Here is a 21,168-nt window from a genome sequence, read left to right as displayed (position 1 = left end):
TTTGTATATTCGTAAAAAAAAATCTGTGAAAAAAAATAATTTCTTAAAGGTGATTGTTGTAATGCTCTTCGTGGTAGTTGGTGTAACAGCTCAAGAGTCTAATTTTACTACCGCTTATAAAGTGTCGGAAAAAGACTTGGTAAATAACTTGTATCCTCAAGACTCTCTTGCAAATGCTTTGGTGATTTTTGAATCTGGAAATAGTTTTATTGAACGATCTGAATATACGGTAGTAACTCATTATAAAAAGAAAATCAAAATACTAAACACTGATGGGTTTGAGCATGCAACGGTAAAATTGTACTTATATGAGGGCAAAAATGGTTTTGAAAAAGTAAAAGATATCAAAGCAACTTCTTATGTCAAAGAGGACGGGAAAGTTACTGTAATAGACATGGATAAGTCTCAAGTTTTTGAAGAAGAGTTAAATGAGAATTATAGCACGGTTACCTTTACTTTACCTAATATAAAGGTAGGTTCGGTAATTACCTATAGTTACACCATTAGGTCACCTTATATTTATAATTTTCATAATTGGAATTTTCAATCTGATATTCCAAAATTATTTAGTGAGTATACTACTAAAATTCCAGCCAATTATAATTATAATATAAAATTGGTGGGTATTCAAAAGTTAGATGAAAATCAGAATGAAATAGAAAGAGATTGTTTCACATTCGGTACGGCTAGTGCAGATTGTACAAAATCTTATTATTTAATGAAAAACATTCCTGCTTTTATTGAGGAAGATTTCATGACAGCCAAGGATAATTATCTTTCAAAAATTGAATATGAATTGATGCAGCTTAAGTATTTTGATGGAAGAGTTGATAATATTACGAAAGAATGGCGAGATGCAGATCGAGAAATAAAATCGAAGTCCTTAGGAAAAGAATTACGAAAATCTAGCTCAGTAAAGGGAGTGTTGCCACTAGATATTGTGTCGGAACCAGATCCTTTGAGAAAGGCAAAGGCTATTTTTGAATATGTTCAAAACAATTATGTTTGGAATGAGGATTACTATCTGTATACGAATATTTCTGTAAAAAAAATGGTTGAGGAGAAATCAGGGAATATTGGTTCTATGAATACCTTGCTTCATAATTTATTAAAGGCGAATGGAATCGAAGTATATCCAGTGATTTCTTCTACTCGAGCAAACGGACTACCAACTAAGTTGTTTCCAGTTCCTTCAGAGTTTAATTATTTATTGGTAAAGGCTACAATCAATGGGAAAAGTTATTTGTTAGACGCATCTGATCCATATACTTCTTTTGGCCAATTACCTTTTAGATGTTTAAATACCTATGGTAGACAATTGGATTTTAAAAAAGGTAGTGACTGGGTTTCGCTTGAAAACAAAAAAGGTTCAATGAGTTTTATGAGTTTGAATTTGAAGTTTGTGGACCCAAATTCATTAAAAGGGAAAATGAAAACCGGGTATTCTGGATATCATGCTCTAGAAAAAAAGAAAAAATACTACCCAAATCCTGCCAATTATGAAAATAAATTACGGGAAGAATTTGAAGGGTTTGAAATAAAAAATTATGCATTGAAAAGTTCTGGGCCTGACGATGAAAAATTTAAAGAGGAGCTAGAATTGGAAAGAGACTTTGAAATTGATGTTGCCTCAGGAATTTATTTAGATCCTTTTTTTTATAAGTTTTTTACAAAAAATCCTTTCAAACTTCAACACAGAACCTATCCTGTGGATTTTGGTTATGAGGATAGTTACTTATATAGAGTTAATTTGGATGTTGGGGAGTTTTATGAAATAGGAGAATTGCCAGAGTCTGTGAATATAAGATTACCTGAGCGGAAAGGTGATTTTATTTGTAATACTACTAAAACGGGAAGTGTTTTGACGGTTAACTTTAGACTTAATTTTAGAGAAAGTCAATATCAGCCAGCGTTGTATGAGGGATTGAAAAAAATAATGGAAAAGGCGGTTTCTGCTCAGTTAAATTCAATTGTTGTATTAAAGAAAAAATAATATGAAAGAACAAGAATTATATAGGTTAAGGTTTCCGATAGGAGAGTTCCAAAAACCTGAGTCTATATCAGCTAAACAGATTGAAGATTGGATTTTGGAGATAGAATTATTTCCTGAAAGACTGCAGAAAGTGGTTGCAAACTTAACAACAGAAGAACTAAATTATAAATACAGACCAGAGGGGTGGGCCCTAAAACAGGTGGTTCATCATTGCGTGGATAGTCATATGAATTGCTTGATAAGAATTAAACTTGCATTAACTGAGGAGGTACCTGCTATTCGCCCTTATTATGAAGATCGTTTTGCTGAATTACCAGATTCTTTAGAGGATAACCTTGAGGTTTCACTGTTGTTATTAAAAGGCTTGCATGCAAAACTAGTACAAGTGATGAAAGGATTGAAAAAAGCGGATTTAAAAAGAGAGTATGTGCATCCAGAACATGGTACAAAATTTAAGTTAGAGGATGTCATTGGGTCATACGCTTGGCATTCAAACCATCATCTTGCACATGTAAAACAAGCATTGGAATTGAAATATTAGATTTAATGGAACTCGATAAAAAATTTGAAAATATTGATTATACAAAGAAGCGTTTACCGAAAATGGAGTACGATTCCTGCGTATTTATGAATTGTGACTTTTCAGGTTCTCAAATTTCGAATATTGAGTTTATAGATTGTCAATTTATTAATTGCAATCTTAGTAATGTTGAGGTCATTAATACGGCTTTTAAAGAGGTCTTATTTGAAGATTGTAAGATGGTTGGAGTGGATTTTAGTCACTGTAATACTTTTTTATTGAATTTTTCCTTTATCAAAAGTCAACTAAGCTATTCCGTATTTTATCAACTAGAAATAAAAGAAACTATTTTTAGAAATTGTAACTTAGAGGAAGTTGATTTTACACAAGCTGATCTTACGAATGCTATATTTGATAATTGTGATTGTAAAAAATCGATTTTTGCAAATACGAATTTAGAAAAGGCAGATTTCTATTCGTCCTATCATTATCATATTGACCCGGAAAGAAATAAAATTAAAAATGCCACTTTTTCTAAAGAAGGTGTTTTAGGATTGTTGGTAAAATATAATTTAAACATTCTAGATTAATTTATTAAAACATACAATATGCTTATTTTAAAAAGAATCCTTTGGAGTTTAGTGGGGTTGATACTGCTTTTAATTGTTTTTGTTTATTCTTATTCAGTTTATCAACAACCTCAATATAAAGGAAATCTCGAATTACAAGGGATAGAAGCTAATGTAAATGTCTATTATGATAATGTTGGTGTTCCTCATATAGAGGCTCTTTCGGAGAAAGATGCTTATACAGCTTTGGGGTATGTCCATGCACAGGATAGGTTATGGCAAATGGAAGTTCTAAGGCGTGTAGCAGCTGGACGATTGTCGGAACTATTTGGTGATAAAACCATTGAGGTAGATCGTTTTTTTAAGAGTTTAGGTATAGAAGAAGCTGCTAAAGAAACCATCCAGACGTTAGATACCACGACTTCTAGTTATTTACTGACAAAAGCTTATTTAGCTGGGATAAATGAATATATAAAAAATGGAAGAACGCCTTTTGAATTTCATGTGTTAGGATTGGAAAAGGAATTGTATCAGTTGAATGATGTTTATAATGTTTTTGGGTATATGGCATTTAGTTTTGCCATGGCTCATAAAACGGACCCTTTGTTGACTGCATTAAAATCAAAATTGGGAGATGCATATTTGAGAGATTTACCTATTGAAATAGATTCTTCTAGAACCAGTATTTTAGGAACTCCAGTTTCGCAGGGGCAAGAGGACTACACGGCTGTAATTTCATCTCTGATAAAGAATTTACCTGTACCTACATTTGTAGGGTCAAATTCGTGGGTAGTAGGTCCTGAAAAAACAAAAGAGGGAAAAGTAATTTTCTCAAATGATCCTCATATTGGTTTTTCACAACCAGCTGTTTGGTATCAAGCCCATTTGAAAACTCCTGATTTTGAAAGTTATGGTTTTCATCTTGGTTTAACACCCTTTGCGTTGCTAGCACATAACAGAGATTATGCATATGGTATTACTATGTTTGAAAATGATGATATAGATTTTTATGTTGAGACACCATCTGTGAAACAAGAAAATAGGTATTTGTATAAAGGTATGGAGATACCATATCAGGTTTCTGAAAAGAGTATTGAGGTAAAAGGAGGTGATCCTGTAACGTTTAAATTAAGGAATACAATACATGGTCCGATTGTCAATGATTTGATAGAACAGATTGATAGTGATTTTCCTGTTTCTATGGATTGGATCTATACAAAACATGAAAATAAATTATTAGAAGCTTCCTACCAAATGTCACATTCTAAGTCTGTATTAGAATTTCAAAATGCAGTTCGTCTTATACATGCGCCCGGTTTGAATATGATGTATGGAGATGCTAAAGGAAATATAGCTTGGTGGGCTGCAGCAAAACTAATGGAACATACGAATGGTGTTAATCCAAAATTTGTATTAAGCGGAGCCGAAGGAGAGGATGATGAATTGTTACCGGTAGATTTTTCTAAGAACCCCCAATCATTAAATCCGAGTGCTAATTTTGTGTATTCTGCAAATAATCAGTCTTTTGCAGTTTTAGAACAAAATGGTGTGCAGGAACAAAAAGGTTATCATGGTTACTACCTTCCGGAAGATAGAGGAAGAAGGATTGTTGAGTTGTTAACTGATAAAACAAATATTACTCAAGAGGAAATGATGAAGATGACTTTAGATGTGACCTCGAGTACGGCAAAAGAATTTATTTCCTTGTTTCCTCTGAAAGAATTATTACGTTCAGGTTCTGAAAATGTAGTTAGAGCATGTCAGTTGTTAGAAAGTTGGGATGCTGATTTTACAATTGAATCTATCCCTGCAACAATTTACATGAAATTGGTTTATGTATATTTAGAAGAGACTCTTAAAGATGAAATGGGAGGAGAGCTATTTGAACAGTTTTTAAATACGCATGTTCAAAAAAGAACGATCAACTTCCTAATAGAAAATTCTAATTCAATATGGTGGGATAAAGTTGGTACAGCTCAAAGGGTGGAGACTAGAAAAGAAATTTTAACAATGACCTTTAATAGAGCTATTTCAGATTTGGAAAATCAATTAGGAAAAGATATTGAAACTTGGAAATGGGGGAGCGTACATACAGTTGAACATGAACACCCGTTAGGGGCTGTAGCTGTGTTTAGGCCTTTTTTAAATATAGGTCCCTTCGCAACTCATGGTGCAAATGAAGTTTTGAATAATTTACAATATCAAATCAATGCTTCCGGCTTGTATAAAGTAAAATCAGGTCCATCCACACGTAGGGTAATTGAATTTTCAAATATAGAAAATAGTAAGGCCATCATTCCTACCGGTCAGTCTGGTAATCCATTTAGTGAGTTTTACAAAAATCAATCTCAAAAATATTTGAATGGAGAATTTGTTCCAATGTTATTAAATGAAACTGAAATTCGAAAATCAAAAAACTATTTGGTACTAGAACCAAAAAACATAAAGGAAACAGATGTAAACTGTTTCCTTTATGTTTTTTGTTATGATTCGAATAAATCAGAGGATAAATAACGATCTCCACGATCACAAATAATGGCGACTACTACGCCAGATTCAAGTTCATTTGCGATTTTAACAGCGGTTGCAACAGATCCTCCGCTACTCATACCTGCAAAAATACCTTCTTCATTTGCCAAACGTTTGGTCATAGCTCTAGCTTCTGTTTCGCTAACCTCAAGAACGCGATCTACTCTTTTGGCGTCATATATTTTAGGTAAATATTCTTCGGGCCATTTTCTAATTCCTGGAATTTTTGAACCATCACTTGGATGGGCACCAATGATTTGAATGTCCTGATTTTGTTCTTTTAAATACCTTGAGGTTCCCATAATAGTCCCGGTGGTTCCCATAGCAGAAACAAAATGGGTAACGCTTCCTTGGGTATCTCTCCATATTTCAGGACCGGTAGTTTTATAATGTGCTCTCCAATTGTCTTTGTTTGCAAATTGATTCAACATTATATAACCTCCTTCAGCAACCTTTTTATCTGCATAATCTCTTGATCCAATAATTCCTTCAGAAGCCGGTGTAAGCACAACTTTTGCGCCATAAGCTCGCATGGTTTGAGTTCTCTCTTTGGTTGAGTTTTCAGGTAAAACTAATTCGATTTTGATGCCTAAAATTTGAGCAATCATTGCTAGAGCAATCCCCGTGTTACCACTTGTAGCCTCAATTAAAATATCATCTTTTTTAATCACCCCTTTCTCCAAGGCAGATGCAATCATATTATATGCTGCTCTGTCCTTTACGCTCCCGCCAGGATTATTTCCTTCTAATTTTAAAAGAAGTTGAACGTTTTTGTTTTTTACTAAATTTTGACTTATTACTAATGGAGTATTTCCAATTAAATCAACAAGTTTTTTAGGCTTCATAGAATGGTATTAAGGAATTAACGATCTTCTTTTTCTTTTATTTTTACCTCGGTAGTTGTAGTATTTAAAACGATTGAGTTTTCCGGTGTTGAGCGCGTAACCCAAGAGTTACCACCCACGATACTGTTTTTACCGATTATAGTTTCACCACCAAGAATTGTTGCATTTGCATAGATGCATACATGTTCCTCTACAGTAGGATGTCTTTTGGCATTCTTCATGTCTTTACTAACACTCAATGCGCCCAATGTAACACCTTGATACACCTTTACATATTTATGAATATGAGCAGTTTCTCCAATAACAATACCTGTTGCATGATCAATAAAAAATGGGGAATCAATTTCTGCTCCAGCATGAATATCTGTTCCAGTTATTCTATGAGCGTATTCACTCATTAGTCGAGAGAAAAGAGGCATTTTTAAGAGGTATAATTCATGACTTAGTCTGTAGATTGCAATAGCATAAAACCCTGGATAAGCAAGGTATACTTCTTGTAAATCATTGGATGCAGGATCGTTTTCTAAAATGAAACTTGCATCTTGAATTAATTTTTCTAAAACATTAGGTAAGCTTGCTAAAAATTTATCCCAAATGGAATCGCATAAATCTTCCGGTTTTTTGCAAGCAACCACAGAAATTTGTTTGAACAGAGATTCAAGTTCATCGATGCTTTTATGTAAGTCAGCGTTTGTATCAAAAAGAGTATAGAATAATTTTTCTGTAAATGTTTCTGTTTTTGTTTTGATACCGTAATTTATAGCGGTGTGATTCTTTAAAGAATCAATATTTTTGATAATCAGATCTTTTGTCATGATTACTGATGTTAAATGTTAATTTAATAATTTAAATGCAAGTTAATTTAGAAACAGCAACAACAAAGACACGCATGAATTTTTGTGCGGAAAAATTTTAGATTATGTGCTTGTTGTAGTAACATCTTTGTAGTCTAAAGTAGACTTCAAAAGTACTAAAGTAAAACTTAGCATTCAAGTCGTTGTTTCACAAGTTTTCTTACAATAAAAAAAGCCTTACTTGGTAGGTAAGGCTGAAGACGTTTTTTATTCTTGTTTGATACCGTATTCTGTTTCTGGTTCGGCTAATTTTTTTAAATAGCTGTTTGTTAATCCTGCTTTTCCAGAAGAACAATAAATGCCGATATAGCCACCTTGAAATAAGGAATCTACTAAGGTAAGTCTTACAGTTCCATTAATTGATAATTCAATATAAGTACCATAGGCAATCAATGAGAACTTAATTTTTTTGTTTTCGCTGTGTTCAAATTGATTTATTTGTAAGTTTTTAAAAATAAAATTGTTCGCAATATCCTGATCGTTGTGACCCCATTGTCTAATTTGGACAAAACCATTTAAGTAATCAAAAGAGATATAGTATCCATTTCCGTTAGAGTCTGAGTTAAATACCAAACCGCATTTCCCTAGGTTGTAGAGGTGGAGTTCTCCTTCCCAAATAAAGTTTTTAAAAGGGTTTTTACATCCGAATAATTCATAACCACTTTTGGTACTTACAATTCTTTCTTCTAGGGTTTCAATAATAACACTGGTTGGATTATTTAATAGTGTTTCAGTTTTATTAAAACCTGTTTGAGGGATTGTTTTTGTTACCTTTTCTTCCCAACGATAAAAAGATTTTAATTTCAGTCGCCCTTTTTTATCTGCAACAATTTCTTTAGGAGGGGTGATTATTCGGTAGGTGTTTACGCTTTTTCCAGAAAAATAAAAGCTATAGACTAAAAGGTGTTTTCCGTCTTTTACAACTCTACCAGCGTAATTTCCTTTAGGCAAAAGTACATTGCTATTGTAAGAAGCATATGTTCCTGTAAATTTATCAGAAAACCAATATCGGATTTTTAAATCTTCTCTAATAGATCCAATTAAATAATACCTTCCGTCTATCTTGAAGGCACAAGGGCACTCTACATCATCATACACCATTGGGGAAAATAGTTGCTTTTTTAGTTTGAAGGTTTGATCTTCAAGTGTGGCAAGTCCAACGCAACCCCTTCTTGATACAAACCCTTCTGGCCCTCTAGCGCAAATGAGCAAATGTGTATGGTTATTATCTTTAAAGAGAAAAGGATCTCTAAAACTAAGCCATTGTCTTGGGTTATTCGTTTCAGAACATTCATAAAAAGGAGCTTCAGATCCTATAGGTTCAAAGGAGGTGTCTTTCTCCCAGTGAATCAAATCTCTAGATTTTGCTTTTCCTATTTTTTGAATATCACCTTGGTCCTCTCTTTTAAGTCCCGTATAATACATTACAAAATAATCTTGCTCTTGTGAGACATGCATAGTCCAAAGCATGTCGTCATCCCATTCTCCAGGGTGGCCTACAAAAAGTGCGTTTTTATTTCTTTTCCAGTTGATGCCGTCCTCAGATGTGGCATGGGCAATATAGTCATGGTTAGGAATTATTAGATGAAAGAGATGGTATTTTCCATTGTGGATAAATACATCAATATCACCAATTTCCCATTTACTAAATCCTCCTCCTGAATACATAATTATAGAACTTTATAATGTTTTAATCCTTCTAAAACACCTTCAGCAGCTATTCCCTCAGAAACATAATTGTTTTGTAAATGTAATAGGGGGATAAGTTCTTTGGTGTGGTTTTTTACAATAATCGATTTAACTAAGGGCATAAACATATCGCTATCATTCCCTGAGTCTCCTGCCGTGTATGTTGATTTTTTAGAGATGTTCCATTTCCTGCATATGTATTTTACAGAATTTCCTTTGGATGCTCTTCTAGGGATAATGTCTAAAAATTGATCTTGTGATGCTATGATGTTTACAAGGTGGTAAATGTTTCCTAAAGCCTCTTTTATTTCGTCAAGATTGAAATCTTCTTTTTTGTAGTCATAAGAAATTTTATAAATGTTTTGCGACCCTAAATCTGCTTGTAATTTAAGCCATTTGATTCCACTTAAAGCTTTGTAGATGTCGTTTCGTTTCCATCGTCCTCCTATAAACTTATGCCATTTTTTGTCTAAGTGAAAACTATCTTGGTTTGGGTAGTAGATTTCTGTACCCACTGAAGAAATAACAATATCTGGAGTAGGGACATCAAATTCTTTTAAAAATTCCATTATTTTGGGTAGACTTCTTCCTGAAGCAAGTGCAAAGGCAACATTTTTAGGTCTTTGTGTTAATTGTAGTAACAGTTTTTCTAATCCTGGATTGTTAGTTTCAGGGTGTAGTAATGTACCATCAATGTCGCAAACAATTAGTTTTTCAATGTTTTCTTTAAGTCTCAGTTGAACGGGAATTCCGGATGCATTGTAATTTTTGCTAGACGATGCTTTTAGATTTTCACAAATTCTTTTCAGGTATGTTTCAACATGACTTTCCCAGTTATATATCTTTCTGACATTAGAAATACCACTTTCAGAATGGTTTCTCCACAGGTCATTATTTGTTAGAGTTTTTATCAATGCAGCACTTATTTCATCTGCGTTTAATGGATTTACAAGAATTCCGTTGTTACAGTTGGGAATGATCTCAGAGGGTCCACCAAATTTGGTTGCTACAACAGGTAAACCAGAGCTAGCCGCCTCGATAATGGTAAGTCCAAAATTTTCATAAAGAGTTAAACTAGCAAATACTCCTTTTTTTTCTGCACAATATGAGTAGATCGTGGCGATTTCGTTTTCAACATCGTGTTTTTTAGGAATGGCTAGTTTTCCATAAAGATCATATTTGTCCATGAGCAAAAGAATCTCGGTTAAAACAGATTTTTCCTTTTCAGGCATGTCATTAATATCTTGTCTAATTCCTGCGAATATCACCAGGTTTGCGAGACTTTGTAATTCTTTATTTTTTCCATAGACTTCGATTAGTGTTCGTAAATTTTTATGACGGTCGGGTCTAGAGATTGCAACAATTACTGGTTTATGGGGGTTTGATAAAAACTTTTCTATTTTTTCTCCAACCCAATGATGTCGTTTGCTATTTTCATTTTCATTTTTATGACAATAATAAGGTTCAAATTTTTCAATATTTATTCCCGGTGGTATTATTTGAAATTTTGCTTGTTGATGGTTAGCATAATCTTCATAAGAATGGATTTCTTGGTGTGTGGAAGTGATAATGAATTCCGAATTTTCTAAAACAGATTCTTCAGCTTGAATCCTTTTATTAAAATTAAATTTTTTCTCAAGTTCTTCTTCGGAGTGTCCTTTTTCTAAAAGTTTTATTTTTTTATGCAAGCCTAGAGAGTGACCTGTATGACAAAAAGGGATGTTTAATATTTTCGATAATTCAACCGCTGCATAACCAGCATCGCCATAATGACTATGAATCCAATCTGGTAGGATTTCAAATTTTTTCATGTGGGCTATAGCGCCTGAGACAAAATCATCTAAATAATCCCATAAATATTCTTTGGGTTGGTATTTTTTACCGGCAAACGGTATTCTGTGTATTTCTAATTTTGAATTTATCGTTTCTTTAGATTTAGAATAACATTTTGATACTTCCGGGTCATCAATAAGTCTAGTGAAAATATGAACAGATTTTACTTTGGGGTGTTTTGATAAATGATTGGCTAGGTCATAAACATATCGAGTTTGACCTCCATTATCAGCATCTCTACCAATCTCTAGATGTTCACCTCGAATAAGTCCATGTACATTCATCAACGCAATACGTAATTTCATAGCAATATGGTTTTAGTATTATAGGTTTCAAAAAATATGTAGGGTGTAACGATTAATTACTTTATTATATTACGTTTTTTTTGGGATGTGACCAAATTTATTGCTTGTAATGAGGAGTTTACTAAACCTATGGTTGAGTTTTGAACAAAAAAAAGCCTTACTAAATTAGTAAGGCTTTTTATATCGTTTGAATCAAGTTATCCTTTGATTTGACATTTTTCCATTAGGATATGCAAATCTTCATCGTTGATTTCTTTCTTTGTATCTGCGAATTTCAGGAACTCAGGGTAAGTTGCATCTAATTGAAGTTTAGTCAACTCGTATCCGTTGTTTTTTAATCTGTATGCTAAAGCAGCTCTACCACTTCTTGCAGTTAAAACAATTGAAGATTCTGTCACTCCAACATCTGCTGGATCCATAATTTCATATGTTTCTCTGTTTTTGATAACACCATCTTGATGGATCCCAGAACTATGAGCAAAGGCATTATCACCAACAACAGCTTTGTTAGGTTGTACTACCATTCCCATGCTTTCTTGAACCAACTGACTGATACCAAAAAGCATTTGAGTGTTTACATTCGTATCTAATTCTAAATAAGGATGTTGTTTCATGATCATAACAACTTCTTCCAAAGCAGTATTACCAGCTCTTTCTCCAATACCATTAATAGTACATTCGATCTGTCTAGCACCATTAACGATACCTGCAATAGAATTGGCAGTTGCTAATCCTAAATCATTATGACAATGGCATGATAATATTACATTTTCAATACCTTTTACATTCTCTTTAAGGTATTTTATTTTTGCTCCGTATTCTTCAGGTAAACAGTAACCTGTTGTGTCAGGGATGTTTAAAACTGTAGCTCCAGATTTGATTACAGCTTCACATACACGTGCTAAATACTCGTTGTCTGTTCTACCCGCATCTTCTGCATAAAATTCAATGTCTTCAACAAAACCTTTTGCATATTTTACAGCTGCTTGAGCTCTTTCAATAATTTTTTCAGGAGTTGTGTTGAATTTGTATTTGATGTGAGACTCAGAAGTACCGATTCCAGTATGAATTCTTGGTCTCTTTGCTAGTTTAAGTGCTTCAGCAGCAACCTTAATGTCATTTTCATGAGCTCTAGTAAGTCCACAAACTGTTGCGTTTTTTACAATTTTAGAAATTTCTTCAACTGATTTAAAATCACCAGGACTCGAAACAGGGAAACCAGCTTCAATGATATCAACACCTAATAAATCTAATTGCTCTGCAATAACTAATTTCTGCGAAGTATTTAGTTTACATCCAGGTACTTGCTCACCATCTCTTAGGGTTGTGTCAAAAATTTGAACATGATTATCACTCATCTTTCCTTGTATTTGTGTTTTAACTATACTTCAAAAATAGCGTAAATATTAGCTTTTTTATTATCAAATATACAATGATTACTGTATTCAAATGTTTCAGAATATCATTTAAAAAACTGAAAATCAGTTATTAAGGTGTTTTCTTTTTACAATGGCTAATTGAAATATACATAAATCAAAAAGCCATTAAATTGAGTTGTTTTGTTTGTTGTTGAATTTCTTAATGTAAAATAAATTGGAATGGTTTTTAGTTTGTTTACATTATTACTGGGTGTTTTGATAGAATTTGATAAGAGGATTTCTAATTGGATGAGATTTTAAGAAAAATGTAAAAAATGTAGTAAGTTTGTTTTTCTAGTTCGTGAAACAATAAATTCTTCATTATGCCTCAGGATCAAAAAGATTCTCTTTTTTTATTGATAAAATCATTGTCAAAATCGGAAAAACGACAATTTAAACTGTATGCAGGAAGGTTAGGAGGTAATGCCGAGGCTAATTTTATGGCACTTTTTAGTGTTATGGATAAAATGGAAGTTTATGATGAGCAGTTGATATTAAAAAAAACAAATATCAAAAAGCAACAAATCTCTAATTCTAAAGCGCATTTGTACAAGCAAATTTTAATTAGTTTACGTTTGAGTCCGATTCATCAGAATGCGAGAACTCAAATTAGAGAGCAATTGGATTTTGCAACAATTTTATACAATAAAGGATTGTACAAGCAGAGTCTAAAGATTTTAGATAAAACTAAAAATGTTGCTATTAGTAAAGAAGAATATACCTTGGCATACGAGTTAGTGGAACTAGAGAAAGTTATTGAGTCTCAGTATATCACTAGGTCTATGAGTGATCGTGCCGATATATTATCTGTAGAGGCGAAAAATATCAGCGCAAAAAATGTAGTAGTATCAAAATTATCTAACTTATCTCTGCAGTTGTACAGCTGGTTTTTAAAGTACGGTTATGTTAGAAATGATAATGATTTTAAGATAGTTAATGATTATTATGAAGCTCGTTTACCCAATTTTGTTTTTTCAGAACAGGGCTTTACCGGAAAAATGTTTTTGTTTCAGGCCAAATTATGGTACGCATTTATAATTCAAGATTTTCTGTCTTGTTATAGATACTCACAAAAGTTAGTAGCCCTTTTTGATGAGTATCCGGATATGAAGCAATTGCATCCAGTATTTTATTTGAAAGCGATAAATTATTCTTTGGAGTCCTTGTTTTATTTACAGCAGACTTATAAATTTAATGAAACCTTAATTTCTTTGGAGGATTCTATCGAGTATAGAAGGTTTTTTGTCAATGAGAATACCTTGTTGTTGGCAAATTTATATTTGTTTCAACATAAAATAAATCTTTATTATTTAGAAGGAGAATTTAATAAAGGAACTCAGTTTGTGCCAGAAGTTTTAAGTCAGATTAAAGCTTTTGGAAAAAAAATAGATGCGCATCATGTTATGCTGTTTTATTATAAAATTGGCTGTATGTACTTTGGTGCAGGCGATTATGATAACTGTATCATTTATTTAAATAAGATTATTCAAAATAAGGATTTAAAAATGCGTGAAGATTTATTATGTTATACCAGAGTTTTAGATTTGGTTGCCCATTATGAATCTGGACAAGATCAAAATATTGATGAACTCATCAAATCCACCTATAAGTTTTTACTAAAGATGGATAATTTGTACGAGGTTCAGAAAAAAATGATAAAATTCCTTAGGAATCTGACTTCGTTATATCCAAATGAACTGAAAGATGCTTTCAAAAAATTACATAAAGAATTAAAGGAATTTGAAGATCACCCCTACGAAAAAAGAGCCTTTTTGTATTTAGATATTATTTCTTGGTTAGAATCTAATATTGAAGGTATTCCAGTTGAAGAGGTTGTAAAAAGAAAAATGCGTTCTAGAGAATAAAATTTTATGTCTCAACAGCAAAAATATTTTTATTTAGTAAAGTTTCAGTATTTAGGGTTTCGTTATCATGGTTGGCAAGTACAACCCAATGTGAAAACGGTTCAAAAAATGGTGGAAAGAACGTTGTCGTTTGTTTTTAAGCATTCAAATTTCAAGGTCTTAGGAGCTAGTAGAACCGATATGATGGTCTCTGCAAGTCAATCTGCATTTGAGCTTTTTATTTATGAAGAAATTGATGCAGTTTTGTTAAAGGAAAAACTGAATAAAAGTCTTCCAAATGATATTAAAATTCTTGAAATTTTTGAGGTAGAGGCTTCTTTTAATATCATACAAAATTCAAAACTGAAAAAATATACTTACCTCTTTTCTTGCGGTGAAAAAATTCATCCTTTTTGTGCACCATTTATGTTAGGGGTGATTGAGGAGTTGGATGTGGCTTTGATGCAAGTTGGTGCAAAGCTTTTCGAGGGGAAACATAATTTTCAGCGATATGCTTACAAACCTTCCGAGCATACCGTTTTTGTGCGTGAAATATCCTCTTGTGAAATTGTTGAGAATACAGAACTTGTTGCAAATTTTTTTCCAAAAAAAACATACATGCTAAAAGTGGAAGGTGCAGGTTTTATGCGTTATCAAATTAGGTTGATGATGGGGGTTTTGTTTCAACTAGGAAAAGGGCTTGTGGATTTAGATTTTATTAGAGACACTCTTGAAAATCCTTCCTCTGAAACATTAAAGGAATTAGCTCCAGCTTCAGGGTTGACTTTAGATTCTATCACTTTTGATTGATCGTTTTTTGCAAAATATTATTATTCTAAATCTTGAATTTGAATAATTATATGCAGATATTTGCAAATCGCTATTGAAAAGTGATTATTCCTTGAATATTCTCCTTTTTTTTAGGTTTATCGTTGTAGATTTTTGAATGTAACTTGTTGTTATACAGTTTTTAAGGGTTTTAAATGATGGCTTGAATAACGTAGTGTATTATATAAAAAAACAAAAAAATAATTAGGCAGTATTATATTTGCTTAGGAAATCAAATTTGGATTGAAACATATTCCTTTTCGGAGGATATAAAAAATTATAAAATGGCATTAAATAAACACAGTAGTAGATTAACACAAGATGAGTCTCAACCAGCTTCTCAAGCGATGTTATATGCGGTAGGTTTAACAGATGAAGACATGAAAAAACCTCAAATCGGTATTGCAAGTACTGGTTATGATGGAAATCCATGTAACATGCATTTGAATACGTTGGCTGCAGAAATCAAAAAAGAAGCAAATAAAAATGAGCAGGTCGGATTGGTTTTTAATACTATCGGTGTGAGTGATGGAATTTCAATGGGAACTTCTGGGATGAATTATTCATTAGCATCTAGAGATATCATTGCTGATTCTATGGAGACAGTTGTAAACGCTCAGAGTTATGACGGTCTTATTGGTGTTGTTGGTTGTGATAAAAATATGCCAGGAGCAATTATTGCAATGTTACGTTTGAATCGTCCGTCTATCATGGTATATGGTGGTACCATTCGTTCTGGGAATTACAAAGGAAAAAAATTAAACATCGTATCTGCTTTTGAGGCGTTAGGTCAAAAAGTTGCAGGTGAAATTGATGAAAAAGAATACAGAGAGATTATCAAAGCATCTATTCCTGGTGCAGGAGCTTGTGGAGGTATGTATACTGCAAACACAATGGCTTCTTCTATAGAATGTATGGGAATGGCATTGCCTTATAACTCTTCAATTCCTGCAGAAAATCCTAATAAATTATCTGAGGCTGAGCGTACGGCTCAAGCAATGAAAAATTTGTTGGAATTAGATTTGAAACCAAAGGATATTGTAACTAAAAAATCTATCGAAAATGCAATTGCAATTGTAAATGCATTGGGTGGATCTACAAATGCAGTATTACACTATTTAGCAATTGCATATGCGGCGGATATTGAATTTACGTTAGAAGATTTTCAGAGAGTTTCAGATAGAACTCCGTTAATTGCAGATTTAAAACCTTCTGGAAAATATTTAATGGAAGATGTTCATGGTGTTGGAGGAACTCCGGCAATTATGAAATATTTATTAGAAAAAGGATTTTTGCATGGTGACTGTATGACAATTACAGGAAAAACATTAGCTGAAAATTTAGCAGATGTTGAAGCTATGGAATTTGAAGATCAAGATGTAGTATTCCCAACGGATAAAGCATTGAAGTCTTCAGGGAATTTACAGATTTTATACGGAAACCTTGCTGAAGAAGGAGCCGTGGCTAAAATTTCTGGAAATGAAGGATTGGTATTTGAAGGTAAAGCTGTTGTTTATGATGGTGAACAAGCTGCAAACACTGGGATTTCAAATGGAGAAGTAGAAAGAGGAGACGTCGTCGTTATCCGTTATGTAGGACCTAAAGGAGGACCTGGTATGCCGGAAATGTTAAAGCCGACTTCTTTGATTATGGGAGCTGGTTTAGGAAAGTCAGTTGCTTTGATTACTGATGGAAGATTCTCTGGTGGTACGCACGGTTTTGTTGTTGGGCACATAACGCCAGAAGCACAACAAGGAGGATTGATAGGATTGGTTGAGACAGGAGACAAGATTTTAATTAGTGCAGAAGACAATTCTATCACCTTGCAAGTTTCTGAAGAGGAGATTGCAAAACGTAAAGAAAACTGGCAAACACCAGCTTTAAAACATAATAAAGGAATTTTATTTAAGTACGCAAAATCAGTTGCTTCTGCTTCTGAAGGTTGTGTAACAGATAAATACTAATTCCTTAAAACATTTTCAATTGCTCGCAATTGATATATTAAATTTTCGAATATGGGAAATTCAACAAATAACAAATCAACTGAAAGAATTATAGGTGCAGAAGCAGTTGTAAGAGCTCTTTTAGAAGAAGGTGCGGATTTAGCTTATGGTTATCCTGGAGGGGCAATTATGCCTATCTATGATGAATTATACAAGTACCAAGATAAATTACATCATGTATTAACCCGTCATGAGCAAGGTGCAATTCATGCAGCTCAAGGTTTTGCTAGAGTTTCTGGAAAAGTAGGAGTCTGTTTGGCTACTTCTGGTCCAGGAGCAACTAACTTAATTACAGGGATTGCAGATGCGCAGATTGATTCTACGCCTTTAGTTTGTATTACTGGGCAAGTAGCATCTCATTTGTTAGGTACTGATGCGTTCCAAGAGACAGATGTGATTAGCATTTCTGCTCCTGTAACAAAATGGAATATTCAAGTAACAAAATCTCAAGATATCCCTGCGGCTATTGCAAAGGCATTTTTTATTGCAAGATCAGGAAGACCAGGTCCTGTGTTAATTGATATCACTAAAGATGCTCAATTGGGAGAATTGGATTATTCTTATGAGAAATGTTCTGCGGTAAGAAGTTATAAACCAGTTCCTGAAACGGATATCGAAAAAGTTAAGGAGGCAGCTGAGTTGATCAATGCAGCTAAAAAACCTTTTATCGTATTCGGACAAGGAGTAATTCTTGGAGAAGCGGAAGCGGAACTGAAAGCTTTGATTGAAAAGTCTGGTATTCCATCGGCATGGACGGTTTTAGGATTATCAGCTTTACCAACCGAACATCCATTAAATGTTGGGATGGTTGGTATGCACGGACATTATGGACCTAATAAATTGACAAACGAATGTGATTTGTTGATTGCTATTGGAATGCGTTTTGATGATCGTGTTACGGGAGATTTATCTAAATATGCGAAACAGGCAAAAGTAGTGCATTTTGATATTGATCCTGCAGAGATTGATAAGAATGTAAAAACGGATGTTGCTGTAATTGGTAATTCTAAAGATACCTTAGCGAAAATATTACCTTTTATCAATGAAACGAAGCATGAAGCTTGGCACAACGAATTTAAGGAATATAGAAAAATAGAAGACGAGGCGGTTATTATTCCACAGTTAGAACCAACAAAAGAAGGTTTAACAATGGGAGAGGTAATCAACCAAGTGAATAAGGAAACAAATGGAGATGCAGTAATTGTTTCTGATGTTGGACAGCATCAAATGTTTACAGTACGTTATGCTGATTTTACTACAACGAGAAGTAATGTTACTTCTGGTGGGTTAGGGACAATGGGATTTGCATTACCAGCAGCAATTGGTGCTAAAATGGGTGCTCCAGAAAGAGAAGTAGTCGCTTATATCGGTGATGGAGGTTATCAAATGACCTGTCAAGAATTGGGTACTATTTTACAAACAGGTGCTGCGGTTAAAATAGTAGTATTGAATAATGAGTTCTTAGGAATGGTACGTCAATGGCAGCAGTTGTTTTTCGATAAGCGTTATGCTTCTACAGTGATGACAAATCCTGACTTTATTAAACTAGCGGAGGCTTATGATATCAAGGCTACAAAAGTTGTAAAGCGTGAGGAATTAGCAGGTGCAGTAAAAGAGATGATTGCTTCTAAAGAATCTTATTTCTTAGAAGTAATGATTGAGAAGGAAGACAATGTTTTCCCGATGGTACCTACAGGGGCTAGTGTTTCAGATGTAAGATTAAAATAAAAGAAAATGGAAAAACAATTATTTACGATTTCTGTTTATACAGAAAATAATCCAGGGTTATTAAATAGAATTGCAACTATTTTCTTGAAAAGACATATCAATATTGAGAGTTTGAATGTTTCTAGATCTGAAATTGAAAATGTACATCGTTTTACGATTGTGGCAAATATGACAGAAGTTGCTGTAAAGAAACTAGTAGGTCAAATAGAAAAACAAATTGAAGTAATTAAAGCTTATTACCATACAGATGATGAGATTATTTTTCATGAAACTGCGTTGTATAAAATAGCTTCAAACTTATTATTTGATAAAAGAGAAATTCAAAATATTATCAAAAATAGTCATGCAAGTATTGTAACGGTAAATCCTGACTTTTTTGTAATTGAGAAAACTGGATTCAGAAAGGAAACTGAAGCTTTGTATGATCAATTAGCTCCTTATGGAATTATGCAATTCGTAAGAACAGGTAGAATTTCTGTTTCAAAAACGGAAATGAAAATCTCTAAGCAATTAAAAAATCTATAGTTTCTTAAAAAAGCCATCTATTTAAATAAAAATGAATAGGTTTTTTTAGAGATAATGATAAGATTATTAAGATTTAAGCAAAGGTTTTTATATTTTTGCAATCGCAATAAAAAATAATATAATAGCTAATTGGTAATAGCGGTACTAAAACGGTTAATCAATTAGTTTTAAATAAATTAACAAACAAAAGAAAAATGGCAAATTATTTTAACACACTTTCTTTACGTGAGCAATTGGAACAATTGGGACAATGTGAGTTCATGGATAGATCAGAATTTGACGGAGGTGTAGAAGCATTGAAAGGTAAAAAGATCGTTATTATTGGATGTGGAGCTCAAGGATTGAACCAAGGGTTGAACATGAAAGATTCAGGATTGGATATTTCTTACACTTTAAGACCAGCTGCAATTGCTGAAAAAAGACAATCTTACATCAATGCAACTGAAAATGGATTTGCAGTTGGGACTTACGAAGAAATGATCCCTTCAGCTGATTTGTTAATCAACTTAACTCCAGATAAACAACATACTGCTGTTGTAACTGCTGTGATGCCATTGATGAAAAAAGGAGCTACTTTATCTTATTCTCATGGATTCAACATTGTTGAAGAAGGGATGGAAGTAAGAAAGGATATTACAGTAATTATGGTTGCTCCTAAGTCACCAGGTTCTGAGGTAAGAGAAGAATTCAAAAGAGGATTTGGAGTACCTACATTAATCGCTGTTCACCCTGAGAATGATCCAGAAGGAAAAGGATGGGATTACGCTAAGGCATATGCTGTTGCTACCGGTGGTCATACTGCTGGTGTTTTAAGATCTTCTTTCGTTGCAGAGGTAAAGTCTGATTTAATGGGAGAGCAAACAATTCTTTGTGGATTGTTACAAACAGGATCTATCTTATGTTTTGATAAGATGGTTGCTGAAGGAATCGATGCAGGTTACGCTTCAAAATTAATCCAGTACGGATGGGAAACTATTACGGAAGGAATGAAGTATGGTGGAGTAACGAATATGATGGATAGATTATCTAATCCAGCTAAAATTGCTGCATTTAAAGCATCTGAAGATTTAAAAGACTTAATGCGTCCATTATTCCAAAAGCATATGGATGATATTATTTCAGGTCATTTCTCTAAAACAATGATGGAGGACTGGGCTAATGATGATAAAAACTTATTGACTTGGAGAGCTGCTACAGGTGAAACTAACTTTGAGAAAACTCCTGCAGGTGATGTAGAGATTTCTGAGCAAGAGTACTATGATAATGGTACGTTAATGGTTGCAATGGTAAAAGCTGGTGTTGAGTTAGCTTTTGAGGCAATGGTTGAGTCAGGAATTATTGATGAGTCTGCTTACTACGAGTCATTACATGAAACTCCATTAATTGCTAACACAATTGCAAGAAAGAAATTATATGAAATGAATAGCGTAATTTCTGATACTGCTGAGTACGGATGTTACTTATTTGATCATGCTGCAAAACCATTAATCGCTGATTACGTGAAAAATGCTCCAATTAACATGATTGGTAAGCCATTTAATACTGGTGATAACGGTGTAGATAACAAAGAACTTATTGAGGTTAACGCTGCTATTAGAGAGCACGGTGTTGAGGAAATTGGTGAGTACTTGAGAGAGTCTATGACTGCAATGAAAAAAATCGTATAATTAGATACAATTTTATAT

Annotated in this window: 15 protein-coding genes; 10 read left to right on the top strand and 5 right to left on the bottom strand. The window is 33.4% G+C overall.

Features of this window, described 5'->3' with window-relative positions:
• Positions 1-25: 25 nt before the first annotated feature.
• The 4 genes from AC2DGP_RS08740 to AC2DGP_RS08725 are packed head-to-tail and all read left to right on the top strand — an operon-like array spanning position 26 to position 5,596.
• Positions 26-1,993: a transglutaminase family protein gene (locus AC2DGP_RS08740; RefSeq protein WP_484489685.1), complete on the top strand. Its 1,968-nt coding sequence runs from the start codon at positions 26-28 to the stop codon at positions 1,991-1,993.
• Between the two features lies 1 nt (position 1,994).
• Positions 1,995-2,534 (top strand): YfiT family bacillithiol transferase, encoded by a 540-nt coding sequence (locus AC2DGP_RS08735; protein WP_484489684.1) that lies wholly within the window; start codon positions 1,995-1,997, stop codon positions 2,532-2,534.
• 5 nt (positions 2,535-2,539) lie between these two features.
• A complete protein-coding gene (locus AC2DGP_RS08730) occupies positions 2,540-3,103 on the top strand; it encodes a pentapeptide repeat-containing protein (protein WP_484489683.1) in 564 nt (187 codons plus the stop codon).
• Between the two features lie 18 nt (positions 3,104-3,121).
• Positions 3,122-5,596: a penicillin acylase family protein gene (locus AC2DGP_RS08725; protein ID WP_484489682.1), complete on the top strand. Its 2,475-nt coding sequence runs from the start codon at positions 3,122-3,124 to the stop codon at positions 5,594-5,596.
• Here the strand turns inward: AC2DGP_RS08725 and cysM are convergent.
• From cysM to AC2DGP_RS08700, 5 genes are all read right to left on the bottom strand, one after another.
• On the bottom strand, positions 5,566-6,456 hold the full coding sequence (gene cysM, locus AC2DGP_RS08720) for a cysteine synthase CysM (protein ID WP_484489681.1): 891 nt from the start codon (positions 6,454-6,456) through the stop codon (positions 5,566-5,568). The two genes, AC2DGP_RS08725 and cysM, sit on opposite strands and share 31 nt — an antisense overlap.
• Positions 6,457-6,473: 17 nt before the next feature.
• Positions 6,474-7,271, bottom strand: a complete 798-nt coding sequence (gene epsC, locus AC2DGP_RS08715) for a serine O-acetyltransferase EpsC (protein WP_484489680.1) — start codon at positions 7,269-7,271, stop codon at positions 6,474-6,476.
• Between the two features lie 246 nt (positions 7,272-7,517).
• The gene (locus AC2DGP_RS08710; RefSeq protein WP_484489679.1) at positions 7,518-8,978 is read right to left on the bottom strand and encodes a family 43 glycosylhydrolase; all 1,461 of its coding nucleotides are present in this window, start codon (positions 8,976-8,978) and stop codon (positions 7,518-7,520) included.
• 2 nt (positions 8,979-8,980) lie between these two features.
• Complete coding sequence (locus AC2DGP_RS08705) at positions 8,981-11,137, bottom strand: HAD-IIB family hydrolase (protein ID WP_484489678.1); 2,157 nt, start codon at positions 11,135-11,137, stop codon at positions 8,981-8,983.
• Positions 11,138-11,334: 197 nt separating this feature from the next.
• Positions 11,335-12,495, bottom strand: a complete 1,161-nt coding sequence (locus tag AC2DGP_RS08700) for a 2-isopropylmalate synthase (protein WP_484489677.1) — start codon at positions 12,493-12,495, stop codon at positions 11,335-11,337.
• A gap of 383 nt (positions 12,496-12,878) precedes the next feature.
• Between AC2DGP_RS08700 and AC2DGP_RS08695 the strand changes: the two genes are divergently transcribed.
• From AC2DGP_RS08695 to ilvC, 6 genes are all read left to right on the top strand, one after another.
• A complete protein-coding gene (locus AC2DGP_RS08695) occupies positions 12,879-14,420 on the top strand; it encodes a hypothetical protein (protein ID WP_484489676.1) in 1,542 nt (513 codons plus the stop codon).
• Positions 14,421-14,426: 6 nt separating this feature from the next.
• Positions 14,427-15,209, top strand: a complete 783-nt coding sequence (gene truA / locus AC2DGP_RS08690; RefSeq protein ID WP_484489675.1) for a tRNA pseudouridine(38-40) synthase TruA — start codon at positions 14,427-14,429, stop codon at positions 15,207-15,209.
• Positions 15,210-15,511: 302 nt separating this feature from the next.
• Positions 15,512-17,191: a dihydroxy-acid dehydratase gene (ilvD, locus tag AC2DGP_RS08685; RefSeq protein WP_484489674.1), complete on the top strand. Its 1,680-nt coding sequence runs from the start codon at positions 15,512-15,514 to the stop codon at positions 17,189-17,191.
• Positions 17,192-17,242: 51 nt separating this feature from the next.
• Complete coding sequence (gene ilvB / locus AC2DGP_RS08680; protein ID WP_484489673.1) at positions 17,243-18,958, top strand: biosynthetic-type acetolactate synthase large subunit; 1,716 nt, start codon at positions 17,243-17,245, stop codon at positions 18,956-18,958.
• A 6-nt stretch (positions 18,959-18,964) separates the two neighbouring features.
• A complete protein-coding gene (gene ilvN, locus AC2DGP_RS08675) occupies positions 18,965-19,483 on the top strand; it encodes an acetolactate synthase small subunit (protein WP_484489672.1) in 519 nt (172 codons plus the stop codon).
• 194 nt (positions 19,484-19,677) lie between these two features.
• Positions 19,678-21,150 carry a ketol-acid reductoisomerase gene (gene ilvC / locus AC2DGP_RS08670; RefSeq protein ID WP_484489671.1) on the top strand — a complete coding sequence of 491 codons (1,473 nt, stop codon included), beginning with the start codon at positions 19,678-19,680 and terminating at the stop codon, positions 21,148-21,150.
• Positions 21,151-21,168: the final 18 nt, after the last annotated feature.

Source organism: Flavicella sp. IMCC45537, assembly GCF_057197705.1.
This window is presented reverse-complemented; position numbering and strand designations above follow the sequence as displayed.

Excerpts from the sequence above, each read along its gene's own strand:
- ilvN (WP_484489672.1), top strand. The coding sequence starts at position 18,965 with ATGGAAAAACAATTATTTACGATTTCTGTTTATACAGAAAATAATCCA.
- AC2DGP_RS08725 (WP_484489682.1), top strand. The coding sequence starts at position 3,122 with ATGCTTATTTTAAAAAGAATCCTTTGGAGTTTAGTGGGGTTGATACTG.
- ilvB (WP_484489673.1), top strand. The coding sequence starts at position 17,243 with ATGGGAAATTCAACAAATAACAAATCAACTGAAAGAATTATAGGTGCA.
- ilvD (WP_484489674.1), top strand. The coding sequence starts at position 15,512 with ATGGCATTAAATAAACACAGTAGTAGATTAACACAAGATGAGTCTCAA.
- AC2DGP_RS08730 (WP_484489683.1), top strand. The coding sequence starts at position 2,540 with ATGGAACTCGATAAAAAATTTGAAAATATTGATTATACAAAGAAGCGT.
- AC2DGP_RS08735 (WP_484489684.1), top strand. The coding sequence starts at position 1,995 with ATGAAAGAACAAGAATTATATAGGTTAAGGTTTCCGATAGGAGAGTTC.
- AC2DGP_RS08695 (WP_484489676.1), top strand. The coding sequence starts at position 12,879 with ATGCCTCAGGATCAAAAAGATTCTCTTTTTTTATTGATAAAATCATTG.
- epsC (WP_484489680.1), bottom strand. The coding sequence starts at position 7,271 with ATGACAAAAGATCTGATTATCAAAAATATTGATTCTTTAAAGAATCAC.
- AC2DGP_RS08705 (WP_484489678.1), bottom strand. The coding sequence starts at position 11,137 with ATGAAATTACGTATTGCGTTGATGAATGTACATGGACTTATTCGAGGT.
- AC2DGP_RS08710 (WP_484489679.1), bottom strand. The coding sequence starts at position 8,978 with ATGTATTCAGGAGGAGGATTTAGTAAATGGGAAATTGGTGATATTGAT.
- ilvC (WP_484489671.1), top strand. The coding sequence starts at position 19,678 with ATGGCAAATTATTTTAACACACTTTCTTTACGTGAGCAATTGGAACAA.
- cysM (WP_484489681.1), bottom strand. The coding sequence starts at position 6,456 with ATGAAGCCTAAAAAACTTGTTGATTTAATTGGAAATACTCCATTAGTA.
- AC2DGP_RS08700 (WP_484489677.1), bottom strand. The coding sequence starts at position 12,495 with ATGAGTGATAATCATGTTCAAATTTTTGACACAACCCTAAGAGATGGT.
- truA (WP_484489675.1), top strand. The coding sequence starts at position 14,427 with ATGTCTCAACAGCAAAAATATTTTTATTTAGTAAAGTTTCAGTATTTA.